22 protein-coding genes are annotated in these 18,068 nt (G+C 41.7%); 18 read left to right on the top strand and 4 right to left on the bottom strand.

Going from position 1 to position 18,068, the window contains the following annotated elements:
* Nucleotides 1-30 precede the first annotated feature (30 nt).
* Both NST73_RS12185 and NST73_RS12180 read left to right on the top strand, forming a co-directional pair.
* On the top strand, nucleotides 31-759 hold the full coding sequence (locus NST73_RS12185) for a GDSL-type esterase/lipase family protein (protein WP_225310445.1): 729 nt from the start codon (nucleotides 31-33) through the stop codon (nucleotides 757-759).
* Between the two features lie 78 nt (nucleotides 760-837).
* On the top strand, nucleotides 838-987 hold the full coding sequence (locus NST73_RS12180) for a hypothetical protein (RefSeq protein WP_003217499.1): 150 nt from the start codon (nucleotides 838-840) through the stop codon (nucleotides 985-987).
* A gap of 136 nt (nucleotides 988-1,123) precedes the next feature.
* On the opposite strand, the gene NST73_RS12175 is transcribed toward NST73_RS12180, so the two are convergent.
* Nucleotides 1,124-1,264: a sporulation histidine kinase inhibitor Sda gene (locus NST73_RS12175; RefSeq protein ID WP_003217327.1), complete on the bottom strand. Its 141-nt coding sequence runs from the start codon at nucleotides 1,262-1,264 to the stop codon at nucleotides 1,124-1,126.
* A gap of 362 nt (nucleotides 1,265-1,626) precedes the next feature.
* On the opposite strand from NST73_RS12175, the gene NST73_RS12170 reads away from it, so the two are divergent.
* Genes NST73_RS12170 through NST73_RS12135 form a run of 8 tightly spaced genes read left to right on the top strand, consistent with a single transcriptional unit; the run spans nucleotide 1,627 to nucleotide 6,644 of the window.
* On the top strand, nucleotides 1,627-2,148 hold the full coding sequence (locus tag NST73_RS12170) for a YqeG family HAD IIIA-type phosphatase (RefSeq protein ID WP_008356191.1): 522 nt from the start codon (nucleotides 1,627-1,629) through the stop codon (nucleotides 2,146-2,148).
* 2 nt (nucleotides 2,149-2,150) lie between these two features.
* Nucleotides 2,151-3,251, top strand: coding sequence for a ribosome biogenesis GTPase YqeH (yqeH, locus tag NST73_RS12165; RefSeq protein ID WP_007501357.1), 1,101 nt, complete (start codon nucleotides 2,151-2,153; stop codon nucleotides 3,249-3,251).
* 21 nt (nucleotides 3,252-3,272) lie between these two features.
* Entirely contained in the window at nucleotides 3,273-4,115 is an 843-nt protein-coding gene (gene aroE, locus NST73_RS12160; RefSeq protein WP_047945491.1) for a shikimate dehydrogenase, read from the top strand.
* Nucleotides 4,109-4,399, top strand: coding sequence for a ribosome assembly RNA-binding protein YhbY (gene yhbY, locus NST73_RS12155; RefSeq protein WP_008342507.1), 291 nt, complete (start codon nucleotides 4,109-4,111; stop codon nucleotides 4,397-4,399). Before aroE ends, yhbY begins: the two co-directional genes overlap by 7 nt.
* Nucleotides 4,400-4,412: 13 nt before the next feature.
* Nucleotides 4,413-4,982 carry a nicotinate-nucleotide adenylyltransferase gene (locus tag NST73_RS12150; RefSeq protein WP_160757513.1) on the top strand — a complete coding sequence of 190 codons (570 nt, stop codon included), beginning with the start codon at nucleotides 4,413-4,415 and terminating at the stop codon, nucleotides 4,980-4,982.
* Nucleotides 4,972-5,535 (top strand): bis(5'-nucleosyl)-tetraphosphatase (symmetrical) YqeK, encoded by a 564-nt coding sequence (gene yqeK, locus NST73_RS12145; RefSeq protein WP_058336622.1) that lies wholly within the window; start codon nucleotides 4,972-4,974, stop codon nucleotides 5,533-5,535. The genes NST73_RS12150 and yqeK overlap by 11 nt, the downstream gene beginning before the upstream one ends.
* Nucleotides 5,536-5,547: 12 nt before the next feature.
* Nucleotides 5,548-5,904, top strand: coding sequence for a ribosome silencing factor (gene rsfS / locus NST73_RS12140; protein WP_342499112.1), 357 nt, complete (start codon nucleotides 5,548-5,550; stop codon nucleotides 5,902-5,904).
* Nucleotides 5,901-6,644 carry a class I SAM-dependent methyltransferase gene (locus NST73_RS12135; RefSeq protein WP_144668045.1) on the top strand — a complete coding sequence of 248 codons (744 nt, stop codon included), beginning with the start codon at nucleotides 5,901-5,903 and terminating at the stop codon, nucleotides 6,642-6,644. The genes rsfS and NST73_RS12135 overlap by 4 nt, the downstream gene beginning before the upstream one ends.
* Nucleotides 6,645-6,691: 47 nt before the next feature.
* Here NST73_RS12135 and comER read toward each other — a convergent pair whose 3' ends face one another.
* A complete protein-coding gene (gene comER, locus NST73_RS12130; protein ID WP_008342498.1) occupies nucleotides 6,692-7,540 on the bottom strand; it encodes a late competence protein ComER in 849 nt (282 codons plus the stop codon).
* 90 nt (nucleotides 7,541-7,630) lie between these two features.
* On the opposite strand from comER, the gene NST73_RS12125 reads away from it, so the two are divergent.
* The 3 genes from NST73_RS12125 (at nucleotide 7,631) to NST73_RS12115 (ending at nucleotide 11,215) form a co-directional block, all read left to right on the top strand.
* A complete protein-coding gene (locus NST73_RS12125) occupies nucleotides 7,631-8,260 on the top strand; it encodes a ComEA family DNA-binding protein (RefSeq protein ID WP_144679309.1) in 630 nt (209 codons plus the stop codon).
* A 65-nt stretch (nucleotides 8,261-8,325) separates the two neighbouring features.
* Nucleotides 8,326-8,895, top strand: coding sequence for a ComE operon protein 2 (locus NST73_RS12120; RefSeq protein ID WP_008342495.1), 570 nt, complete (start codon nucleotides 8,326-8,328; stop codon nucleotides 8,893-8,895).
* Nucleotides 8,888-11,215, top strand: coding sequence for a DNA internalization-related competence protein ComEC/Rec2 (locus tag NST73_RS12115; protein WP_342499560.1), 2,328 nt, complete (start codon nucleotides 8,888-8,890; stop codon nucleotides 11,213-11,215). The genes NST73_RS12120 and NST73_RS12115 overlap by 8 nt, the downstream gene beginning before the upstream one ends.
* Nucleotides 11,216-11,254: 39 nt before the next feature.
* Here NST73_RS12115 and NST73_RS12110 read toward each other — a convergent pair whose 3' ends face one another.
* Complete coding sequence (locus tag NST73_RS12110; protein WP_008342491.1) at nucleotides 11,255-11,389, bottom strand: YqzM family protein; 135 nt, start codon at nucleotides 11,387-11,389, stop codon at nucleotides 11,255-11,257.
* A 238-nt stretch (nucleotides 11,390-11,627) separates the two neighbouring features.
* On the opposite strand from NST73_RS12110, the gene holA reads away from it, so the two are divergent.
* Nucleotides 11,628-12,647 carry a DNA polymerase III subunit delta gene (gene holA / locus NST73_RS12105; RefSeq protein WP_017358025.1) on the top strand — a complete coding sequence of 340 codons (1,020 nt, stop codon included), beginning with the start codon at nucleotides 11,628-11,630 and terminating at the stop codon, nucleotides 12,645-12,647.
* Nucleotides 12,648-12,782: 135 nt separating this feature from the next.
* On the opposite strand, the gene rpsT is transcribed toward holA, so the two are convergent.
* Nucleotides 12,783-13,049, bottom strand: coding sequence for a 30S ribosomal protein S20 (rpsT, locus tag NST73_RS12100; protein ID WP_024423042.1), 267 nt, complete (start codon nucleotides 13,047-13,049; stop codon nucleotides 12,783-12,785).
* A gap of 198 nt (nucleotides 13,050-13,247) precedes the next feature.
* Between rpsT and gpr the strand changes: the two genes are divergently transcribed.
* The 4 genes from gpr (at nucleotide 13,248) to lepA (ending at nucleotide 17,988) form a co-directional block, all read left to right on the top strand.
* Nucleotides 13,248-14,363: a GPR endopeptidase gene (gene gpr, locus NST73_RS12095; protein ID WP_342499111.1), complete on the top strand. Its 1,116-nt coding sequence runs from the start codon at nucleotides 13,248-13,250 to the stop codon at nucleotides 14,361-14,363.
* Nucleotides 14,364-14,429: 66 nt separating this feature from the next.
* Nucleotides 14,430-15,638, top strand: coding sequence for a stage II sporulation protein P (locus tag NST73_RS12090; protein ID WP_007501337.1), 1,209 nt, complete (start codon nucleotides 14,430-14,432; stop codon nucleotides 15,636-15,638).
* Nucleotides 15,639-15,651: 13 nt separating this feature from the next.
* The gene (locus NST73_RS12085; RefSeq protein WP_017358024.1) at nucleotides 15,652-15,984 is read left to right on the top strand and encodes a YqxA family protein; all 333 of its coding nucleotides are present in this window, start codon (nucleotides 15,652-15,654) and stop codon (nucleotides 15,982-15,984) included.
* A 165-nt stretch (nucleotides 15,985-16,149) separates the two neighbouring features.
* Nucleotides 16,150-17,988 carry a translation elongation factor 4 gene (gene lepA, locus NST73_RS12080; RefSeq protein ID WP_008342476.1) on the top strand — a complete coding sequence of 613 codons (1,839 nt, stop codon included), beginning with the start codon at nucleotides 16,150-16,152 and terminating at the stop codon, nucleotides 17,986-17,988.
* Nucleotides 17,989-18,068 lie beyond the last annotated feature (80 nt).

Here is an 18,068-nt window from a genome sequence, read left to right as displayed (position 1 = left end):
ATATGAAGAGGGCTTTTGGAGGTGAATGTTGTGAAGAAATTTGTTTTCCTTTTCATTCTGTTATGTGTTGCTGCTGGATGCTCGAAGCAGGCGCAGGAAAGTGTGATTGCATTTGGTGACAGTAACACAAGAGGATCGAACTGGGATTTTCGAGATTATCCCACATCTGAAAAATGGGTGAATCTCATGAAAAACGTCGAGCGCGGCCAAATCAAGGTACAGAATGCCGGAATTGGCGGGCAGACAACAGAAGATGCGAAGCTTCGCTTTGAGCAGGATATTTTAAAACAAAAACCAACTTACGTCCTCATCATGTTCGGTACAAATGATGCGGCGATTCTAGACGGGAAACATCCCCGTGTGACCAAAAAACGATTTAAAGAAAACTTATCCTACTTCATTTCTGAAAGTAGGAAAGAGGGAATTACCCCGATCCTCATGACGTGCGTGCCTGTGGTGGAAGGAGGCAAAAAGGGCTTGTATTATTATTCTAGATATAAGTCATCTTATTTTGCTGAGAGAGGCGGGGCGAGAGCTTGGCAAAACTCATACAATGACATCACAAGACAAGTAGCTGAAAAACAGCAAGTGCCGCTTGTCGACAATTGGAAAGCGTTCATCCGAGAAGCAGGTGAAGATAGTGACAACGCCTTGATTCAGTCTGGCCTCATTGACCCTTCTGGCAATCATATGACACCAAAAGGGGCAAGAATCATTTATAACGAAATCAAAGAGCGTGATGTCATTAAACATTTTTAAAAGCAGGCCATCTGCCTAAACAAGACGATCCATCCAGCATAGTCTAACAGTATATCTTCTTAGAAGGAGGTAACTGATATGTGGGGATGTCCTTATCCTTACCCTGCGTGTTCGCCTTATCCAGCTCAAGGAGCAGGAATCGGTTACGCTTTTCTTGTTGTGTTCCTTGTCGTCATTTTGGTCGTAGGTGGAGGGTTATGGTTTTGGAATGAACAGCCTTGCAAATAAGACACCTCTTCTTTGATCAGAAGGGGTGTTTTTTACGGAAAATAGTAGTAAGCCTATAGCGCAAGTGATATAATATCAGTCACCTGAGTTTAAAAAAGGAGAGTGCTCGGGAGGCATGGTTCCTGGATATATGGAATTAAGAGGAAACAGAGAGCATATGCCCGAGCGAACGTCTTTTCATTTCTGTCTCAATTAATTCAATGAAGTCGCGATTTAAGTTCATTTCATTTGCTTTATAATACGATTCTATAAGTAAATCATCTGACAGCTTTTTCATACTAGAAACCCATATGATGGGAAAAACACCTCCCCTGAAAAAGTTGGCATAAAACTTGAGGAAAAGACATATCATCATAGGTTGATCGAATGTCTTTGAAGTACCTTTAATCTACCATGAATGGGAAACAAGAACAATCGTTCTGTTATCCACATGGTTAAGTGGATAACTTGTGGGTAGAGTGTTTATAATTGAATGAAAGCGTGATGAAATATAGGTGGATAATGTGTGTAAAATTATCCACACCTGTTGAAGGTCCTCATCATATGTCGAAAACTTTTTCATTGTATTCGATAGACAGACAAATTGTGATTTGATTCGACACAATCGCTGAAAAACCAATGGAAGAAAGGGTGCAAATTGTGCTAAAGAAGTATTTCTTACCGGATGAATTTGTGAAAAGTATTTTCCACATTTCGCCGCAAAAACTAAAAGAACGAAATGTAAAAGGAATTATTACGGATTTAGATAACACACTAGTAGAATGGGATCGTCCAAGTGCGACCCCGCGTTTAATTGAATGGTTTCAAGAGATGAAAGATCACGGGATACAGGTGACGATTGTATCGAACAATAATGAAAAAAGGGTCAAGCTTTTTTCTGAGCCGGTTCATATCCCGTTTATTTATAAAGCGAGAAAACCGATGGGAAGAGCCTTTAATAAGGCCGTCGCTGATATGCAATTGAAGAAAGAAGATGTGGTTGTCATTGGCGATCAGCTTATGACAGATGTGCTTGGCGGAAACAGGCATGGCTTCCATACCATTTTGGTTGTACCTGTTGCGGCATCGGACGGATTTTTCACGAAGTTTAACAGGCAGATTGAACGTAGAATTTTAGGAGCCTTAAAGCGTAAGGGCCACATTCAGTGGGAGGAAGAGTAATAATGGAAAAGGTTGTTTGTATTGGCTGCGGTGTAGCCATTCAGACGGAAGATAAAGATCAATTAGGATATGCGCCGGCAGCATCTCTATTGAAAGAAGATGTGATCTGTCAGCGCTGTTTTAGGTTAAAGAACTACAATGAAATTCAGGATGTATCTTTAACAGAAGACGACTTTTTAAATATTTTACACAGCATTGGCGAGACTGATTCTCTGATCGTCAAGGTCGTTGATATTTTTGACTTTAACGGAAGCTGGATTAATGGACTGAGCCGTATTGTTGGTGGTAATCCCATTTTACTTGTCGGCAACAAGGTAGATATTTTACCGAAATCCGTGAAAAAAGACCGTCTCGTTCAATGGATGAAGCGGGAAGCAAAAGAAAATGGGCTCAATCCGATTGATGTGTTTTTAATCAGTGCGAGCAGAGGACAAGGTGTGCCTGAGGTTATGGAGGCCATTGATCATTACCGTGAGGGCAGAAATGTCTATGTTGTCGGCTGTACAAATGTTGGGAAATCAACATTTATTAACCGCATTATCAAAGAGGTGTCTGGAGAAGAGAATGTGATCACCACATCCCAATACCCAGGGACAACACTTGATGCGATTGAAATTCCGCTTGATGACGGGTCTGCTTTATTCGATACACCGGGGATCATCAACCGCCATCAAATGGCGCACTATGTCGGCAAAAATGACTTAAAGATTTTAACGCCGAAAAAAGAATTGAAACCGAGAACGTTCCAGTTAAATGAAGCTCAAACGCTTTACTTTGGCGGACTGGCTCGATTTGATTATGTAAAAGGCGGCAGAACATCCTTTGTTTGCTATATGCCAAATGAACTCAACATTCATAGAACGAAGATGGAGAATGCAGATGACTTATATGAAAAGCATGCAGGTGAACTGCTTTCACCGCCATCAAAAGAGGGAATGGAAGATTTCCCGCCGCTCGTTCCGCACACTTTCACCATCGATCAGCCAAAAATGGACATTGTCTTTTCAGGATTAGGCTGGGTGACTGCGAATGATGCTGGGAAACAAATCAAAGTGTATGCGCCAAAAGGCGTGCACGTGTTTATGAGACGTTCGTTAATTTAAATGTTCAGAGGGGGAGAGACTTTGAAACCTTTATACGGAGTAATCGGTAACCCTGTTGGCCATTCAATGTCTCCAGATATTCATAATGCAGCATTAAAGGATGCTGGAATTGATGGACATTATCATGGCTTTCAAGTAGAAGAAAACGACCTGAAAGATGCCATTAACGGTATGAAAGCCTTAGGAATCAGCGGCTTTAACGTCACTGTTCCGCACAAGGTAGACATCATGCAGTACCTTGACAAAATTGATGTGACAGCTGAACGCCTGCGTGCCGTCAATACGGTTCGCCTCGAAAATGGTCAGCTCGTTGGGTACAATACAGATGGAGAGGGTTTTCTTCATTCATTGCTTGAAGCGTTGGATCAGCCGTTATCAGAGCTGTCATTTCTCCTGCTTGGTGCTGGTGGAGCAGCAAGAGCAATTTACACGACAATTGCTGAGTATGCACCGAAACAATTTGATATCGCCAACCGCACCATTGAAAAAGCTGAGGCTTTAATTGAAAGTGCCGATGGGAAAATCACCTCTCGTGCCATTGCATTAAATACAGCAGAAGAGCGGCTTGGGGAATATGATGTCATCATCCATACGACCTCGATTGGTATGTATCCGAATGTTGAAGAAACACCCATTTCTTTAGCGAACGCAAAAAAAACAGCGGTCGTTTGTGATATTGTGTATAATCCAATAGAAACAAAGCTGCTAAGCGAAGCAGCCGGGTTAGGTTTGAAAACAGTCGATGGCGTCGGCATGTTTGTTGGTCAGGCGGTAAGAGCCTTTGAACTGTGGACTGGCATTACACCTGACGCCCGAAAAATGAAGTCAATTGTCATAGAGAAATTAGGAGGAACACCATGTTAAAAGGTAAGCAAAAACGTTTTTTACGTGCGCAAGCACATCATTTATCACCTATTTTTCAAGTTGGAAAAGGCGGGGTAAATGACAATATGGTCAAGCAAATTTCCGAGGCGCTTGAAGCAAGAGAACTTTTGAAAGTTAGCGTATTGCAAAACTGCGACGAGGACAAAACAGAGGTTGCAAAAGCACTTGTAAAAGGTGCAAAAGCTGAACTCGTTCAAACGATCGGAAATGTGATTGTCCTTTATAAGGAATCAAAGGAAAATAAACAAATTAAGCTGCCGTAAAGGTGGATATGATATGAAAAAAATAGGATTGTTCGGCGGTACGTTTGATCCCCCGCATAATGGGCATTTGCTGATGGCAAGTGAGGTGCGTTTCCAAGTAGGGCTTGATGAAATTTGGTTTATCCCAAATCACCAGCCCCCTCATAAAACGGACCGAAAACGAGCAGAGAGTCATCACCGCGTAAAAATGGTGGAAAAAGCGATTCAGACAAATCCTCATTTTCGAGTTGAGCTTATTGAAATGGAGCGGGAGGGCCCATCTTATACAGTAGATACGGTTGAGCTGTTAAAGAAGCGCCATCCTGAAGATGAGTTCTTTTTTATGATTGGAGCGGACATGGTCGAGTATTTGCCGAAATGGCACAGAATCGATGATTTGCTTCAGATGATCACCTTTATTGGGATGAAAAGACCAGGTTATGAAGGAAATACGGCGTATCCTCTTTTGTTTGCAGATGTTCCGGCTTTTGATGTATCATCGACATTGATTAGGCAGCGAATGAAGCAGGGGCAACCTGTTGATTATTTGATTCCGAAAGCGGTTGAGTGTTATATAAAGGAGCATCATTTATATGAATCGTGAAGAAGCTTTAAACTGTGTCAAACAGCAGTTAACAGAGCATAGATATACACATACAATTGGGGTAATGGAGACGGCCATTTCATTAGCTGAACGTTTTGGTGCAGATGTGAAAAAAGCAGAGGTCGCGGCTATTTTCCACGATTATGCTAAATTTAGACCGAAAGAAGAAATGAAGGGCATCATCCAGCAAGAACAGATGAACCCTCTATTGCTTAAATATTCATCTGAGCTTTGGCATGCCCCAGTTGGTGCCTATTTGGTCAAAAAAGAAGTTGGAATTGACGACCAAGATATTTTAACAGCCATTGAATTCCATACATCCGGCAGACCGAACATGACATTGCTTGAAAAAGTTATTTATGTCGCCGACTATATAGAGCCAGGACGCCATTTTCCTGGTGTGGAGGAAGTAAGAGAGTTAGCAGAGCAGGATTTGGACCTTGCCTTGATTCAATCTTTAAAAAACACCGTCAGCTTTTTAATGAAAAAGAATCAGCCAGTTTTCCCAGATACACTTGCTACTTATAACTCACTTGTGCAAAAGAACAACTAAGGAGGAATTTTGATGGATGCATCATCAATTTTAAACATCGCAGCAGGAGCGTGCGATGATAAACGGGCAGAGGACATTATCGCCCTGAATATGCAAGGGATCTCACTTGTTGCAGATTATTTTCTCATTTGTCACGGGAATTCTGACAAACAAGTACAGGCCATTGCAAGAGAAGTGAAACAACTTGCAGAAGAAGGCGGCATCGAAGTTAAAAAGATGGAAGGCTTCGACGAAGCAAGATGGGTCTTGATTGATCTAGGAGATGTCATTGCTCATGTGTTCCACAAAGAGGAAAGAGGATACTATAACTTAGAGAAGCTTTGGGGAGATGCGCCGAGAGAAACACTTTCGCTTGGCATTAACTCATGATTTATCAAGGGTTTGCAGGTGTGTATGATGAGCTCATGACACATGCTCCTTATGATGAATGGGTTCAGTGGATACAGCGGTATATCAAGCCAAATAGTGCCATTATCGATGTTGGTTGTGGAACTGGAGAAATCTCTCTTCGGTTAGCTGCAAAAGGCCACATGGTCACAGGAATTGACCTAAGTGAAGAGATGCTGGCATTTGCGCAGCAAAAAGCACAGGCTCATAAGCAGTCTATTCAATTTTTACATCAAGATATGAGAGAGCTTGAGGGGTTTGAACAAACTTTTCAAGCAGCGGTTATTTGCTGTGATTCTTTGAATTATCTAAAAAACGAAAATGACGTCAAAAAAACCTTTAAAAACATGTTTCAGCTTTTAGAGACAGGTGGGGTTTTATTGTTTGATGTTCATACCCCTTATAAAATGGAAGAGGTATTTCCTGGCTCTACTTATGCCGATCAAGATGAAGAAATCAGCTACATTTGGCAGAGTGATAAAGGGGATGACCCATATTCGGTTATTCATGATTTAAGCTTTTTTGTAAAAGACGGAGACGTGTATGAGCGTTATGATGAAACGCACGAACAACGTACATTTCCTTTTGAAACTTATGCAGCGTTCCTTGAGTCCGCTGGCTTTGAACAGATTGAAGTGACCGCTGATTTTACAAATGAAGCACCTCAGGAATGTGCAGAAAGATATTTTATTTCAGCGAAGAAACCAAAAACCATCGTTTAATGGACGATGGTTTTTTAAAACCCTTTTTTCGCTTGTTGCGAACATGTTTAATTTCTGAGATCATCAGTAAACACACTCGGTGGGTATTGATGCGCAACCGCTTCTACATCCTCATCGAACTTGTCATGAGTGTTCTGGAAAAGCTGATGGAACATATCTTGAACACCTGCTTCAAGTGCTTTAATGCCCTCGCCGGTGACGCCGCCTTTTACACACACCTTCTCTTGCAGTGTCGGCAGGGTATACACCCTTTTTTCAATCAAACGGCCAAGTCCTACAAGCATATCTTCTGATAAGGTGGTGGCTTCTTCTTTTGAAATATCCGTTTCTTCAACAGCGGCTTCAATCATTTTCTGAACAAGAAAGCTAATAAAGGCAGGACCGCAGCTGACAATATCTGAGGCTGCCCGTGTGATTGAATGATGAATTTCTATTGGTGTTGAAATGCGGGAAGCGAGTTGTCTGAGCGCTGCTTTTGTCGTGACATTGCATGAAGAACCAAATGTTAAAAGTGATGCGCCTGATAATGCGCGGTTGGTGATGCTTGGGATCAGTCTGGCTGTTTGACAAGGAACAATGTCTTGAAGCTGTTCAGGATGAACCGGACTTGTAATGATGACAATGGTTTGCTGTTCTTTTAAAAGTGGGCTCAGCTCTTTTAAAAGCGGATAAATATCAAGTGGTTTGACACAAACAAAGATGAAATCTTTATCCGTTACAGCTCCTGAAAGCTGTTTCGTCACTTCGACCTCTGGGTGATTCTTTTTTATATTGAACGCTTTTTCGATGGTCCGATTTGTAATGGTGATGGATGAGGGATTGACTGCTTTTGATTCAATAAATGCCTCAGTAAGTATGGTACCCATGTTTCCTGTACCGATTAACCCTATATTCAAACGTTCTCCCTCCTTAGACGCATAGGATCTGTTATCTTCTAAACACTATGTGAAGCAGCGTGAAAATATGATTGAAAGAAGCGTGAACAAGTGAAGCAGCTCAATTCGTTGAAAAAATACCGTCTTTATCTGATAGCGGGCATCATCATCCTTATCATCATCTGTTTCTGCTTTTTAGTAGGAAAAGAGAAAGGCAGCGCCGAGCCAAGTGTATTGAAAGAACAACATGAAACGCGGGTCACATTAGAAGAAAAACAAGAGAGTGCAGAAAAAGAGCCAACATCCATCGTAGTAGAGGTCAAAGGAGCTGTACGGAAGCCGGGCGTTTATGCATTTATGGCTGAGGACAGAGTTGAAGAAGCGATTAAAAGAGCAGGTGGTTTTACGAGTAAGGCAGATACAGTTGACATCAATCAAGCAGCAAAATTAGAGGACAGTATGATGATTTATGTACGAAAGAAGGGGGAAGGTGACAAGCAGGGACAAACAGCAGCGGCTAATACGCCGCCGGGAAATGAACAGAGTCAAGGGGTGAATGTCAATCAAGCTGATGCAGCGGAATTGCAGACCATTAACGGAATAGGCCCAGCCAAAGCGGAAGCCATCATTGCGTATAGAGAAGAACATGGAGTATTTCAGCAAATTGAAGATTTGCGGAATATTTCGGGTTTTGGAGAGAAGACCATTGAACGGCTGAAAAATCAACTGACGGTTAAGTAGAATTGACGGTATAGAAGAAAGGCATGTAAACTTAATACCATACATCATTCTGGAGGGATCAGCTCGTGGAGAGAATTTCATGGAATCAATATTTTATGGCTCAAAGCCATCTGCTTGCTTTGCGAAGCACCTGTGAGCGGTTAGCTGTTGGGGCAACGATCGTAAGAGACAAGCGCATCATCGCAGGTGGATATAATGGATCCATTGCCGGCGACGTGCATTGTGCAGATGTAGGGTGCTATGTCATAGATCATCACTGCGTTCGTACAATCCATGCGGAGATGAACGCTATTTTACAATGTGCCAAATTTGGTGCACCAACGGCTGATGCTGAAATATATGTGACGCATTTTCCTTGCTTGCAGTGCTGTAAAGCGATTATTCAAGCAGGTATTCGAACAGTGTATTATGCGAAGGATTATAAAAATCATCCATATGCTGTTGATTTATTTGAACAGGCCGGAGTTCAAACAGAACAGGTTGAACTAGATGAGATGATTATTGACTTAAAAAACCAAGAAAAATTAGCCTTTGTTGCGGATTTAATAGGCAAACTAAGTGAATCAGGACGTAGCGAAACAGAAATTCGTCAAATGCATGAAAAGGCGAATCAATTATTTACTTCCTATGTTTAAGTATTTGCCGTTCGGGGCGATTTCAGCAGCTGTTGGAATTGCTCTGGCCGCATATCATCTTCATTTGTATTTTCTCCTTTTTCTTCTTGTATGTCTTCTTTTCAGTTTGCTGAAAAAAACACCCCAGCTCTTTCTAATGGTCAGTTTGTGTGGAACGATCTATATGCTCATTTTTATGGTGCATCAGTCTTTTGAAACGGATCATCCCGTACAAGAAAAATCATTTTCTCATTCGGTTGTGATTGAAACGATTCCGAAAATAGATGGCAATCGCTTTTCAGCGACTGTTTCATCAGAGAATCGTCGACTAGCGGCATTTTATACGATTCAAACGGAGCGTGAAAAAGAAGCGCTAAAAGATGTTGGGCCAGGTATGAGCTGTCATATGACAGGTGAGATGCGGTTGCCCAAACATGCAACCATACCGAATGGCTTTCAATATGATCAATTTCTAAAAACAAAAGGCATTGATGCTATTTTCCTAACGCAGTCTATGAAAAGCTGCACGAAACATGACAGCCCTTCACATTACCTTTCATCTATTAGGCAGAAGGGGTTGAAATTTCTAGAAGATCACGTTCCGAAGAGTTCTGTTGGGATTGTGCAGGCACTTATTTTTGGCGATCGTGATTTAATAGACCCTGATACATTAAGAGATTATCAAATGCTTGGCATCATTCATTTATTAGCCATTTCAGGACTTCATGTTCAAACATTGCTCGCTTGTCTATTTTGGTGTCTACTCCGCGCTGGCGTGACAAGAGAGACAGCACGTATTCTTTTATTATCCTTTTTGCCGGTTTATGCTTGTTTAACAGGTGCTGCACCGTCTGTGTTAAGAGCCTGTCTCATGGCTGGAATTTATTTAGTCATCACAAGCCTGCCAAAAGAAATGAAACAGCCTTCTGCGGTCGTGTTAAGTGCAGCGTTCTTGCTTTTATTAGCCATTCAACCACTTTATATATTTGATGTCGGTTTTCAACTGTCATTTGTGGTGACCTTATTTATTTTGCTATCCACTAGTATTTTATCAAAAGCAAAAAGTTCGGTGATGCAGTTATTCCTCATTTCCTTGATTGCACAGCTTGCTTCGCTTCCTGTTCTTTTATATTATTTTCAGCAATTTTCCTTGCTGAGTGTTCCTTTAAATATGATGTTTGTTCCTTTTTATACAATGGTTGTCCTGCCTCTGTCCTTATTCTTTTTTCTTTTATCTATCATTTATCTTCCGCTTGGACAAACACTGTTTCAGCTGCTTGATTGGGTGATCCAGTTTAGTCATCAATTGTCTGCACACATGGCTGCTTACGATAGTCTTACTCTCATTTTTATGAAATCGACATGGTGGCATGTGCTCCTAGAGGTTTCCTCCATTGTTTTTCTATTCATTGTGATGGAATGTAAAACTTCTATCAAATCTTATCTTGTGCCTATTTTGATTCTCGTTTGTGTGCTGGCTGTACACTATTTCACGCCGAATTTTCTTCAAAGAGGAGAGGTCACAATGTTAGATGTAGGACAAGGGGATAGTTTGTTTATTCAGCTACCTTATCGAACTGGGCATATATTAGTCGATACAGGAGGCAGACTTTCTTTTGAAGAAGAGCCATGGAAAAAAAGACGTAAAGTATCTACAATTGGGGATCAAACGCTTATTCCATTTCTGCATTCTAAAGGCATAGCAAAACTTGATGTCCTCATCCTTACCCATGCAGATCAAGATCATATGGGAGAAGCGATGCGGTTAATAAAGCGAAATAAAGTCAAACGCGTTGCAATCCCAAAAGGCTTTGCTCGAAATCCAGAGGATGCGCAGCTTTTAAAGGAAGCGGCTGATCAAAGGATTCCTGTAGATGAGTTAGAAAGAGGGGATCAGCTGAGAATTGGAGGACAAAAATTCGACGTTCTGCATCCCGCACGTGACCAGGTGACGAGTAAAAATAATGATTCACTGGTCCTCACCTTTACGCTTGGCGGCAAGCGTTTTATGCTGACTGGGGATCTTGAACAAGAAGGGGAACGAGACATCATTCAAGCTTACCCCAAGCTACGAGCGGATGTCTTGAAGGTTGGGCATCACGGGAGTAAAGGATCAACAAGTGAAGAATGGCTTCAGCATTTGAACCCGTCATATGCACTGATTTCAGCAGGTGAACGAAATCGGTATCACCATCCTCATCAAGAAGTTTTGAAAAAATTAAATGAGCATCAAACAAAGGTGTATCGTACAGATATCAATGGAAGTGTGACCTATGAATTTCTTGAAGAGGATGGAACATTTTACGCTCATCCTCCATATGATATCTTACAAAATCAATAAAAAAACTGCCAAAACGGCAGTCATCTTGCATTCATGTAGTTAAGATCCAACGAGGTGTATCACTGTTGCCAAAATAAACATTGAGGCGAAAAATCCGAATGTGACGATAAAACCAACAGCTGAGTCGGTCACATCATTCCGCTTGCTTTGAACATTCTTTTCAAATTCATTCATTTTCATCCCTCCTGGCTATTTTTAGTATACTTGAACTCATTTGGAATTGCTAGAAGGTAAAGTAACCGTTTTCCATTTTCATGATCATTTTGTGAATATCGTCTGACTGTAAGCTGACCCGGGAGCTTACGTGAGACGTTTACTATAAATGAGGAGGCGGCACTTTCAGCTTCCTCTTTACTAATGTCTCTACACACTTTAGGATAGAGGAGGAAGTGAAAGAGAGGGATTTAAGCGAATGGTCTTTGAAGTATGGAACAATTTAAAAAAAGGGGATATCCATCCCGTTTATTGCTTATATGGAAAAGAAACGTATTTACTTCAAGAGACAGCTGCAAAATTGAGACAAGCTGTCGTCGACGAAGAAACAAAGGATTTTAATTACTCTGTCTTCGATATGGAAGAGGTGCCGCTTGAGCAGGCTGTGACGGACGCAGAAACATTTCCGTTTATGGGAGAGCGGCGTCTCGTTGTGATCAAGAACCCTTATTTCCTCACTGCAGAAAAGAAAAAAGAAAAGATCGAGCATCAGCTTTCTGTGTTAGAAGCTTATTTAGAAAAGCCAGCACCCTACACGATTCTCGTGTTATTAGCACCATATGAAAAACTGGACGAACGTAAGAAAATCACCAAATTGTTAAAAAAGAAAGCGGCTGTGGTTGAGGCGAAAGAGTTAAATCCGAAAGAAACAACAGATTTCACCATCACGCTGGTGAAAACAGAAGGAAAAACAATCTCGGCTGAAGCGGCAGAACAGCTTGTCATGTTATGTGGCGGGAGCCTGTCCTCACTTTTTCAAGAGGTTCGAAAGCTAAGTACATATATTGGGCAGCGAGAGGAAATTGAGCTGGCGGATGTCAATCAGCTCGTTGCACGAAGTTTGGAGCAGAATATTTTCGAACTGATTAACCAAATTGTGAACAGGCGCCGGTCTGAAGCGATGCAAATGTTTTATGATCTCCTAAAGCAAAATGAGGAGCCCATTAAAATATTGGCACTCATTTCAAATCAATTTCGGTTGATATTGCAGACAAAGTACTTTGCTCAACAGGGATACGGGCAAAAACAAATTGCGTCAAACTTGAAAGTCCACCCATTTCGGGTCAAACTCGCGATGGATCAGGCAAGACTGTTTTCAGAAGAAGAGCTAAAGTACATCGTCAAAGAGCTCTCCACGATTGATTATGAAATGAAAACGGGTAAAAAGGACAAGCAGCTATTATTAGAATTGTTCCTGCTTCGGTTATTAGGGGCTTGAACATAAAAAAAACGACCTTCTCAAAAGAGGGTCGTTTTTGTTTAGATGTATAATTGCCAGTCTGTCCTTATGGCTGAGCCGTTCAGGACGGACGTACAGTTAAACAGGTGCCTCATCACTGAGGCGTTGCAAACATTATGCAGAAAGTCCGTTTACTTGTTTAGCAAGTCTTGATTTGTAACGCGCAGCTGCGTTTTTGTGTACAAGACCAGTTTTAACGGCTTTGTCAATGCGTTTTGCAGCAGAAGCAAGAGCAGCTTTTGCTTGCTCAGCATCGTTGTTAGCTACAGAAACTTCAACTTGTTTAATCGCAGTACGCATCGCAGACTTGATTGTTACGTTATGTGCACGGCGTTCGTTATTCGTTTTTGTACGTTTGATCGCTGATTTAATATTTGGCATGTGTTTCACCTCCTAAGATACAACCTAAACACAATTGTCTTAAGGTTAAATCTTCACAATAGAACAAATTGTATTCTATCAAACACACCTTTAGAATGCAATATAAATGTAAAGTATTTTTCATTGATGACGTGCTCGAATGTTTCTTTAAAGAGATGGAAAGACTACTGTTAATTACTTAGTGGAAGGAGTCTTTTTATGGAGAAACAGAAACTCGATTTAAGCGTTTATCAAATCCGGACCGATTTGGCCGTTGAAACAAAAGAGATACTAGAACAAGAGAACGATCCGAATGTGGTCAAAAAGGACGGTATTCAAGGAATTGTTGAGAAGGAGAAGGAAGAGCACGGCATCCGCATCCGCACTGTGGAGATTACGACAGAAGGAGAAGAGTTGACCGGAAAAAAGGCAGGGACATACTTGACGCTTGAGGCGCAAGGAATTCGGGAGAAAGACTCTGAGATGCAAGAAAAAGTGGTTGAAGTTTTTGCCCATCATTTTGCTCAGTTTTTAAAAGATCACGGCATTCAGGCAGATGCGAGCTGTCTTGTCGTAGGACTCGGAAACTGGAATGTCACGCCGGATGCTTTAGGGCCGCTCACAGTTGAGAATTTGCTGGTGACACGCCATTTATTTGAATTACAGCCTGAGAATGTGCAGGAAGGCTATCGCCCAGTGTCTTCATTATCGCCTGGTGTCATGGGGCTGACTGGTATAGAAACAAGTGACATTATACAAGGTGTCATTGAACGATCTAAACCAGATTTTGTGATCGCCATCGATGCACTAGCTGCACGCGCAGTAGAACGGGTGAATACGACGATTCAAATTTCTGATACAGGTATACATCCAGGATCGGGTGTCGGAAATAAACGAAAAGAATTAAGCAAAGAGGCCTTGGGGATTCCAGTCATTGCCATTGGTGTACCGACAGTGGTCGATGCAGTGACGATCGCAAGTGACACGATTGATTACGTGTTAAAGCATTTTGGTAGAGAACTGAAAGATGATAGACCTTCCCGATCTTTAGTACCAGCGGGTCTGACATTTGGGAAGAAAAAAGTGCTGAATGAAGAAGATTTGCCAGATGATGAAACGCGTCAATCCTTTTTAGGAATCGTCGGAACGCTTCCTGAAGAAGAAAAAAGACAGTTGATCCATGAAGTGCTTGCACCGCTTGGACAAAATCTAATGGTCACACCGAAGGAAGTGGATACATTCATTGATGACATGGCGAACGTACTCGCCAATGGGTTAAATACAGCACTTCATCAAAAAATCTCTCAAGACAACATGGGTTCCTATAATCATTAATCAGTTCTACTTTCTCTAGCTCGCTCATAGTGTAATTACTAGAAAGCGTGCTGGAGGGAGTAAATCATGAAAAAAAGACCTCGCCGTCCTCGACAGTTGGTCGTTGCGATTAATGGAACAAAAGTAGTGAAGAGTATTTTTTTGTTTATTGTCTCTCTGGTGGTTGTGTTTGTCATGTCAGGGGCTTTGACGTCTTTAAAACCTGAGCTTAGGCCTCAAGCATCATTATATGGTGTGGCAGATGAGCTGTCAGGGGCATTCTTTGCAACTCTAATGGGGATGGAAAATCAATATTTTGCCTCAGCAGTCCCTGAAGATCAAAAAGGGTTTCATTTCTCTGGGCTGTCACTCAAACTTGCCACAAGTATCAATTTAGAAGACCCCCGCAGTTTTCTAGGAAGAGAGCTGCCAGGCTTTGAACATTTTGATACAAAAATCATCCTAGCAGGTGAAGGTACAGACTATACGAATATGCCAATGGAATCGCCGCCTCCAAGTGAAGTCATCAAAGATGAAAAAGAAGCAAATCTAGCTGAGCTGGACAAGCTTGATGAAGATGAACCGAAAACGCCTGCAAAAGAGCCGGACCAGTCGACAGGAAAACGAAAAGCTGTATACATTTATCACACACATAATACGGAATCATATTTACCATTTTTAAAAGGAGAAACAAACCCAAACAATGCGCGCCACTCAAAAGTGAACGTCACCCTTGTCGGGGAGATGTTTGGTAAAGCGCTCGATCAGCAAGGAATCGGCAACACAGTGGATAAAACAGAAATTGAAAAAAGACTGCTGAAAAAAGGGTTGAAGTACCCACAATCGTATAATGAATCCAGATTGGTTGTAAAAGAAGCTCTCGCTAAAAATGATGACTTAGATTACTTAATCGATATTCACCGGGATTCAAGAAGAAAGAAAGATACGACAGTAGAAATCAAAGGCAAGAAATATGCGAGAATCGCGTTTGTTGTAGGGAAGAAGAATCAAAGCTATGAGAAAAACTTAAAGCTGGCGACAGAGTTCCACCATTTGATGGAGAAAAAATATAAAGGACTTAGTGTCGGTGTGTTTGCCAAAGGAGAAATTGGTGATAATGGAATCTATAATCAAGATTTATCTGATAAAGCCCTCCTATTAGAATTTGGCGGTGTGGATAATAATATGGAAGAACTGAAAAACGCATCCAATGCAGCAGCTGATGTGTTCAGTGAAATTTTCTGGGACGCAGAAAAGGTAGACGGCAAAGCAAAGGATGAGAAAAAACGGTCTTAAGGTGGTGGAGGACATGGGCTCATTTATCGGAAAAACCATTATTTTATCGCTCGTATTGCTATTTGGTGTCTTTTTAGGAATGCAGCAAGCCAATAATGGCATGCTGCAAATGAAAGGGTATCATGATCCGCAATTAAAAGGTGCCTTCACTGTCCAAACGAATGATGATCAAGAAAAAGAAGCTTCTATCCTCGGAACAGCTGTCACACAAAAAGACTTAGCAGAAAAGCAAAAGCAGCTAGAAGAAATGGAGAGCTTTAATGCCTTCTCTAAGGCTGGAAAAGCATTATCAGATGGTATGACACATGCAGCCCGTACACTTTATGATTGGGTGAATGGTAAATAAACTGTTGTAAGCATCATGTTGGATGTTATTTCATAAGATATCACACCTTTTCGTGAAAGCCGCTAACCGATGAGCGGCTTTTCTTGATTTCGATTGAATCTTTACAGCCCTATTGATATAATCTAACCTAGCGCAACCCGCGTTTTATAGTAGGAGTGATAGATTGTGACAGATAAAGAAAAACGATTAGAACGGCAATCAAGAATTCGAAATTTCTCCATTATCGCCCATATTGACCATGGGAAATCCACATTGGCTGACCGTATTTTGGAAAAAACAGCGGCGATTACGCAACGAGAAATGAAAGAACAATTACTTGATTCCATGGACTTAGAGCGTGAACGCGGCATTACGATCAAATTAAACTCTGTCCAGCTGAAATATCAGGCGAAGGATGGAGAAGAATATATTATGCACCTGATTGATACACCAGGGCATGTCGACTTCACCTATGAGGTATCTCGAAGCCTAGCTGCCTGTGAAGGTGCAATTCTTGTGGTGGATGCAGCACAAGGCATTGAAGCACAGACACTAGCGAACGTTTATTTAGCTCTTGATAACAACTTAGAAATCCTGCCGATCATTAACAAAATTGATCTGCCGAGCGCAGAACCTGAACGTGTAAGACAAGAAATTGAAGATGTCATCGGGTTGGATGCATCTGAAGCTGTTCTTACCTCTGCTAAGGCGGGCATCGGGATCGAGGATATTTTAGAACAAATCGTCGAAAAGGTGCCGGCACCAGCTGGAGATCCAGAAGCACCACTTCAAGCCCTCATTTTTGATTCTCTCTACGATGCGTATCGTGGCGTCATTGCTTACATACGAATTGTCGAAGGAACCGTCAAACCGGGTCAAAAAATCAAGATGATGGCGACAGGCAAAGAATTTGAAGTGCTTGAAGTCGGCGTATTTACACCGAAAGCAATGCCAACAGACGAACTCACTGTTGGAGATGTTGGCTATTTAACAGCTGCTATTAAAAATGTTGGCGATACACGTGTAGGGGATACGATCACAAGTGCGGTAAACCCTGCGAAAGAAGCTCTACCTGGATATAGAAAGCTGAACCCAATGGTGTACTGCGGCCTTTATCCAATTGACACAGCGAAATATAACGATTTGCGTGAAGCGTTAGAAAAGCTTGAATTAAACGATTCTTCACTTCAATATGAGGCAGAGACATCCCAAGCACTGGGCTTCGGTTTCCGCTGCGGCTTCCTTGGCATGCTTCATATGGAAATCATCCAAGAACGGATTGAACGTGAATTTAAAATCGACCTTATTACGACAGCGCCAAGTGTTATTTACGATGTGTATATGACAGACGGAGAAAAAATCGTTGTAGATAACCCGTCCAATTTGCCTGATCCGCAAAAGATTGAGCGAATTGAAGAGCCATACGTGAAGGCAACAATGATGGTGCCAAATGATTATGTTGGTTCTGTGATGGAGCTTTGCCAAGGAAAGCGCGGCAATTTCATTGATATGCAATATCTTGATGCAAACCGCGTGAGCATTGTGTACGAAATTCCTCTGGCAGAGATCGTATACGAATTCTTTGATCAATTAAAGTCCAATACAAAAGGGTATGCATCCTTTGATTACGAGCTGATCGGCTATCGCCCATCCACTCTAGTGAAAATGGATATCATGCTTAATGGCGAAAAAATTGACGCACTTTCCTTTATTGTTCACCGCGATTATGCATATGAACGCGGAAAGATCATTGTAGAAAAGCTGAAAGAACTGATTCCGCGCCAGCACTTTGAAGTACCAGTTCAGGCAGCGATCGGTCAAAAGATTGTTGCTCGGTCTACCATTAAAGCAATGCGCAAGAACGTACTAGCGAAGTGTTATGGTGGAGATATTTCCCGGAAAAGAAAGCTTCTTGAGAAGCAAAAAGAAGGGAAAAAGCGCATGAAGCAAGTGGGTTCTGTAGAAGTCCCACAAGAAGCATTTATGGCCGTGCTGAAAATGGACGACAGCACACCGAAAAAATAACATCCTCAAGGCAACCTGCTTTACAATGCTCGCCTTGACGTTTATAGTCGAAAACAAACGAAGAGGCCGCAGCGATAAAC

The organism is Bacillus sp. FSL W7-1034, assembly GCF_038593365.1.
Classification (GTDB): domain Bacteria; phylum Bacillota; class Bacilli; order Bacillales; family Bacillaceae; genus Bacillus; species Bacillus altitudinis.
Note: the sequence above shows the minus strand (reverse complement) of the source record. Positions and strands in the feature narration are given on the sequence as shown.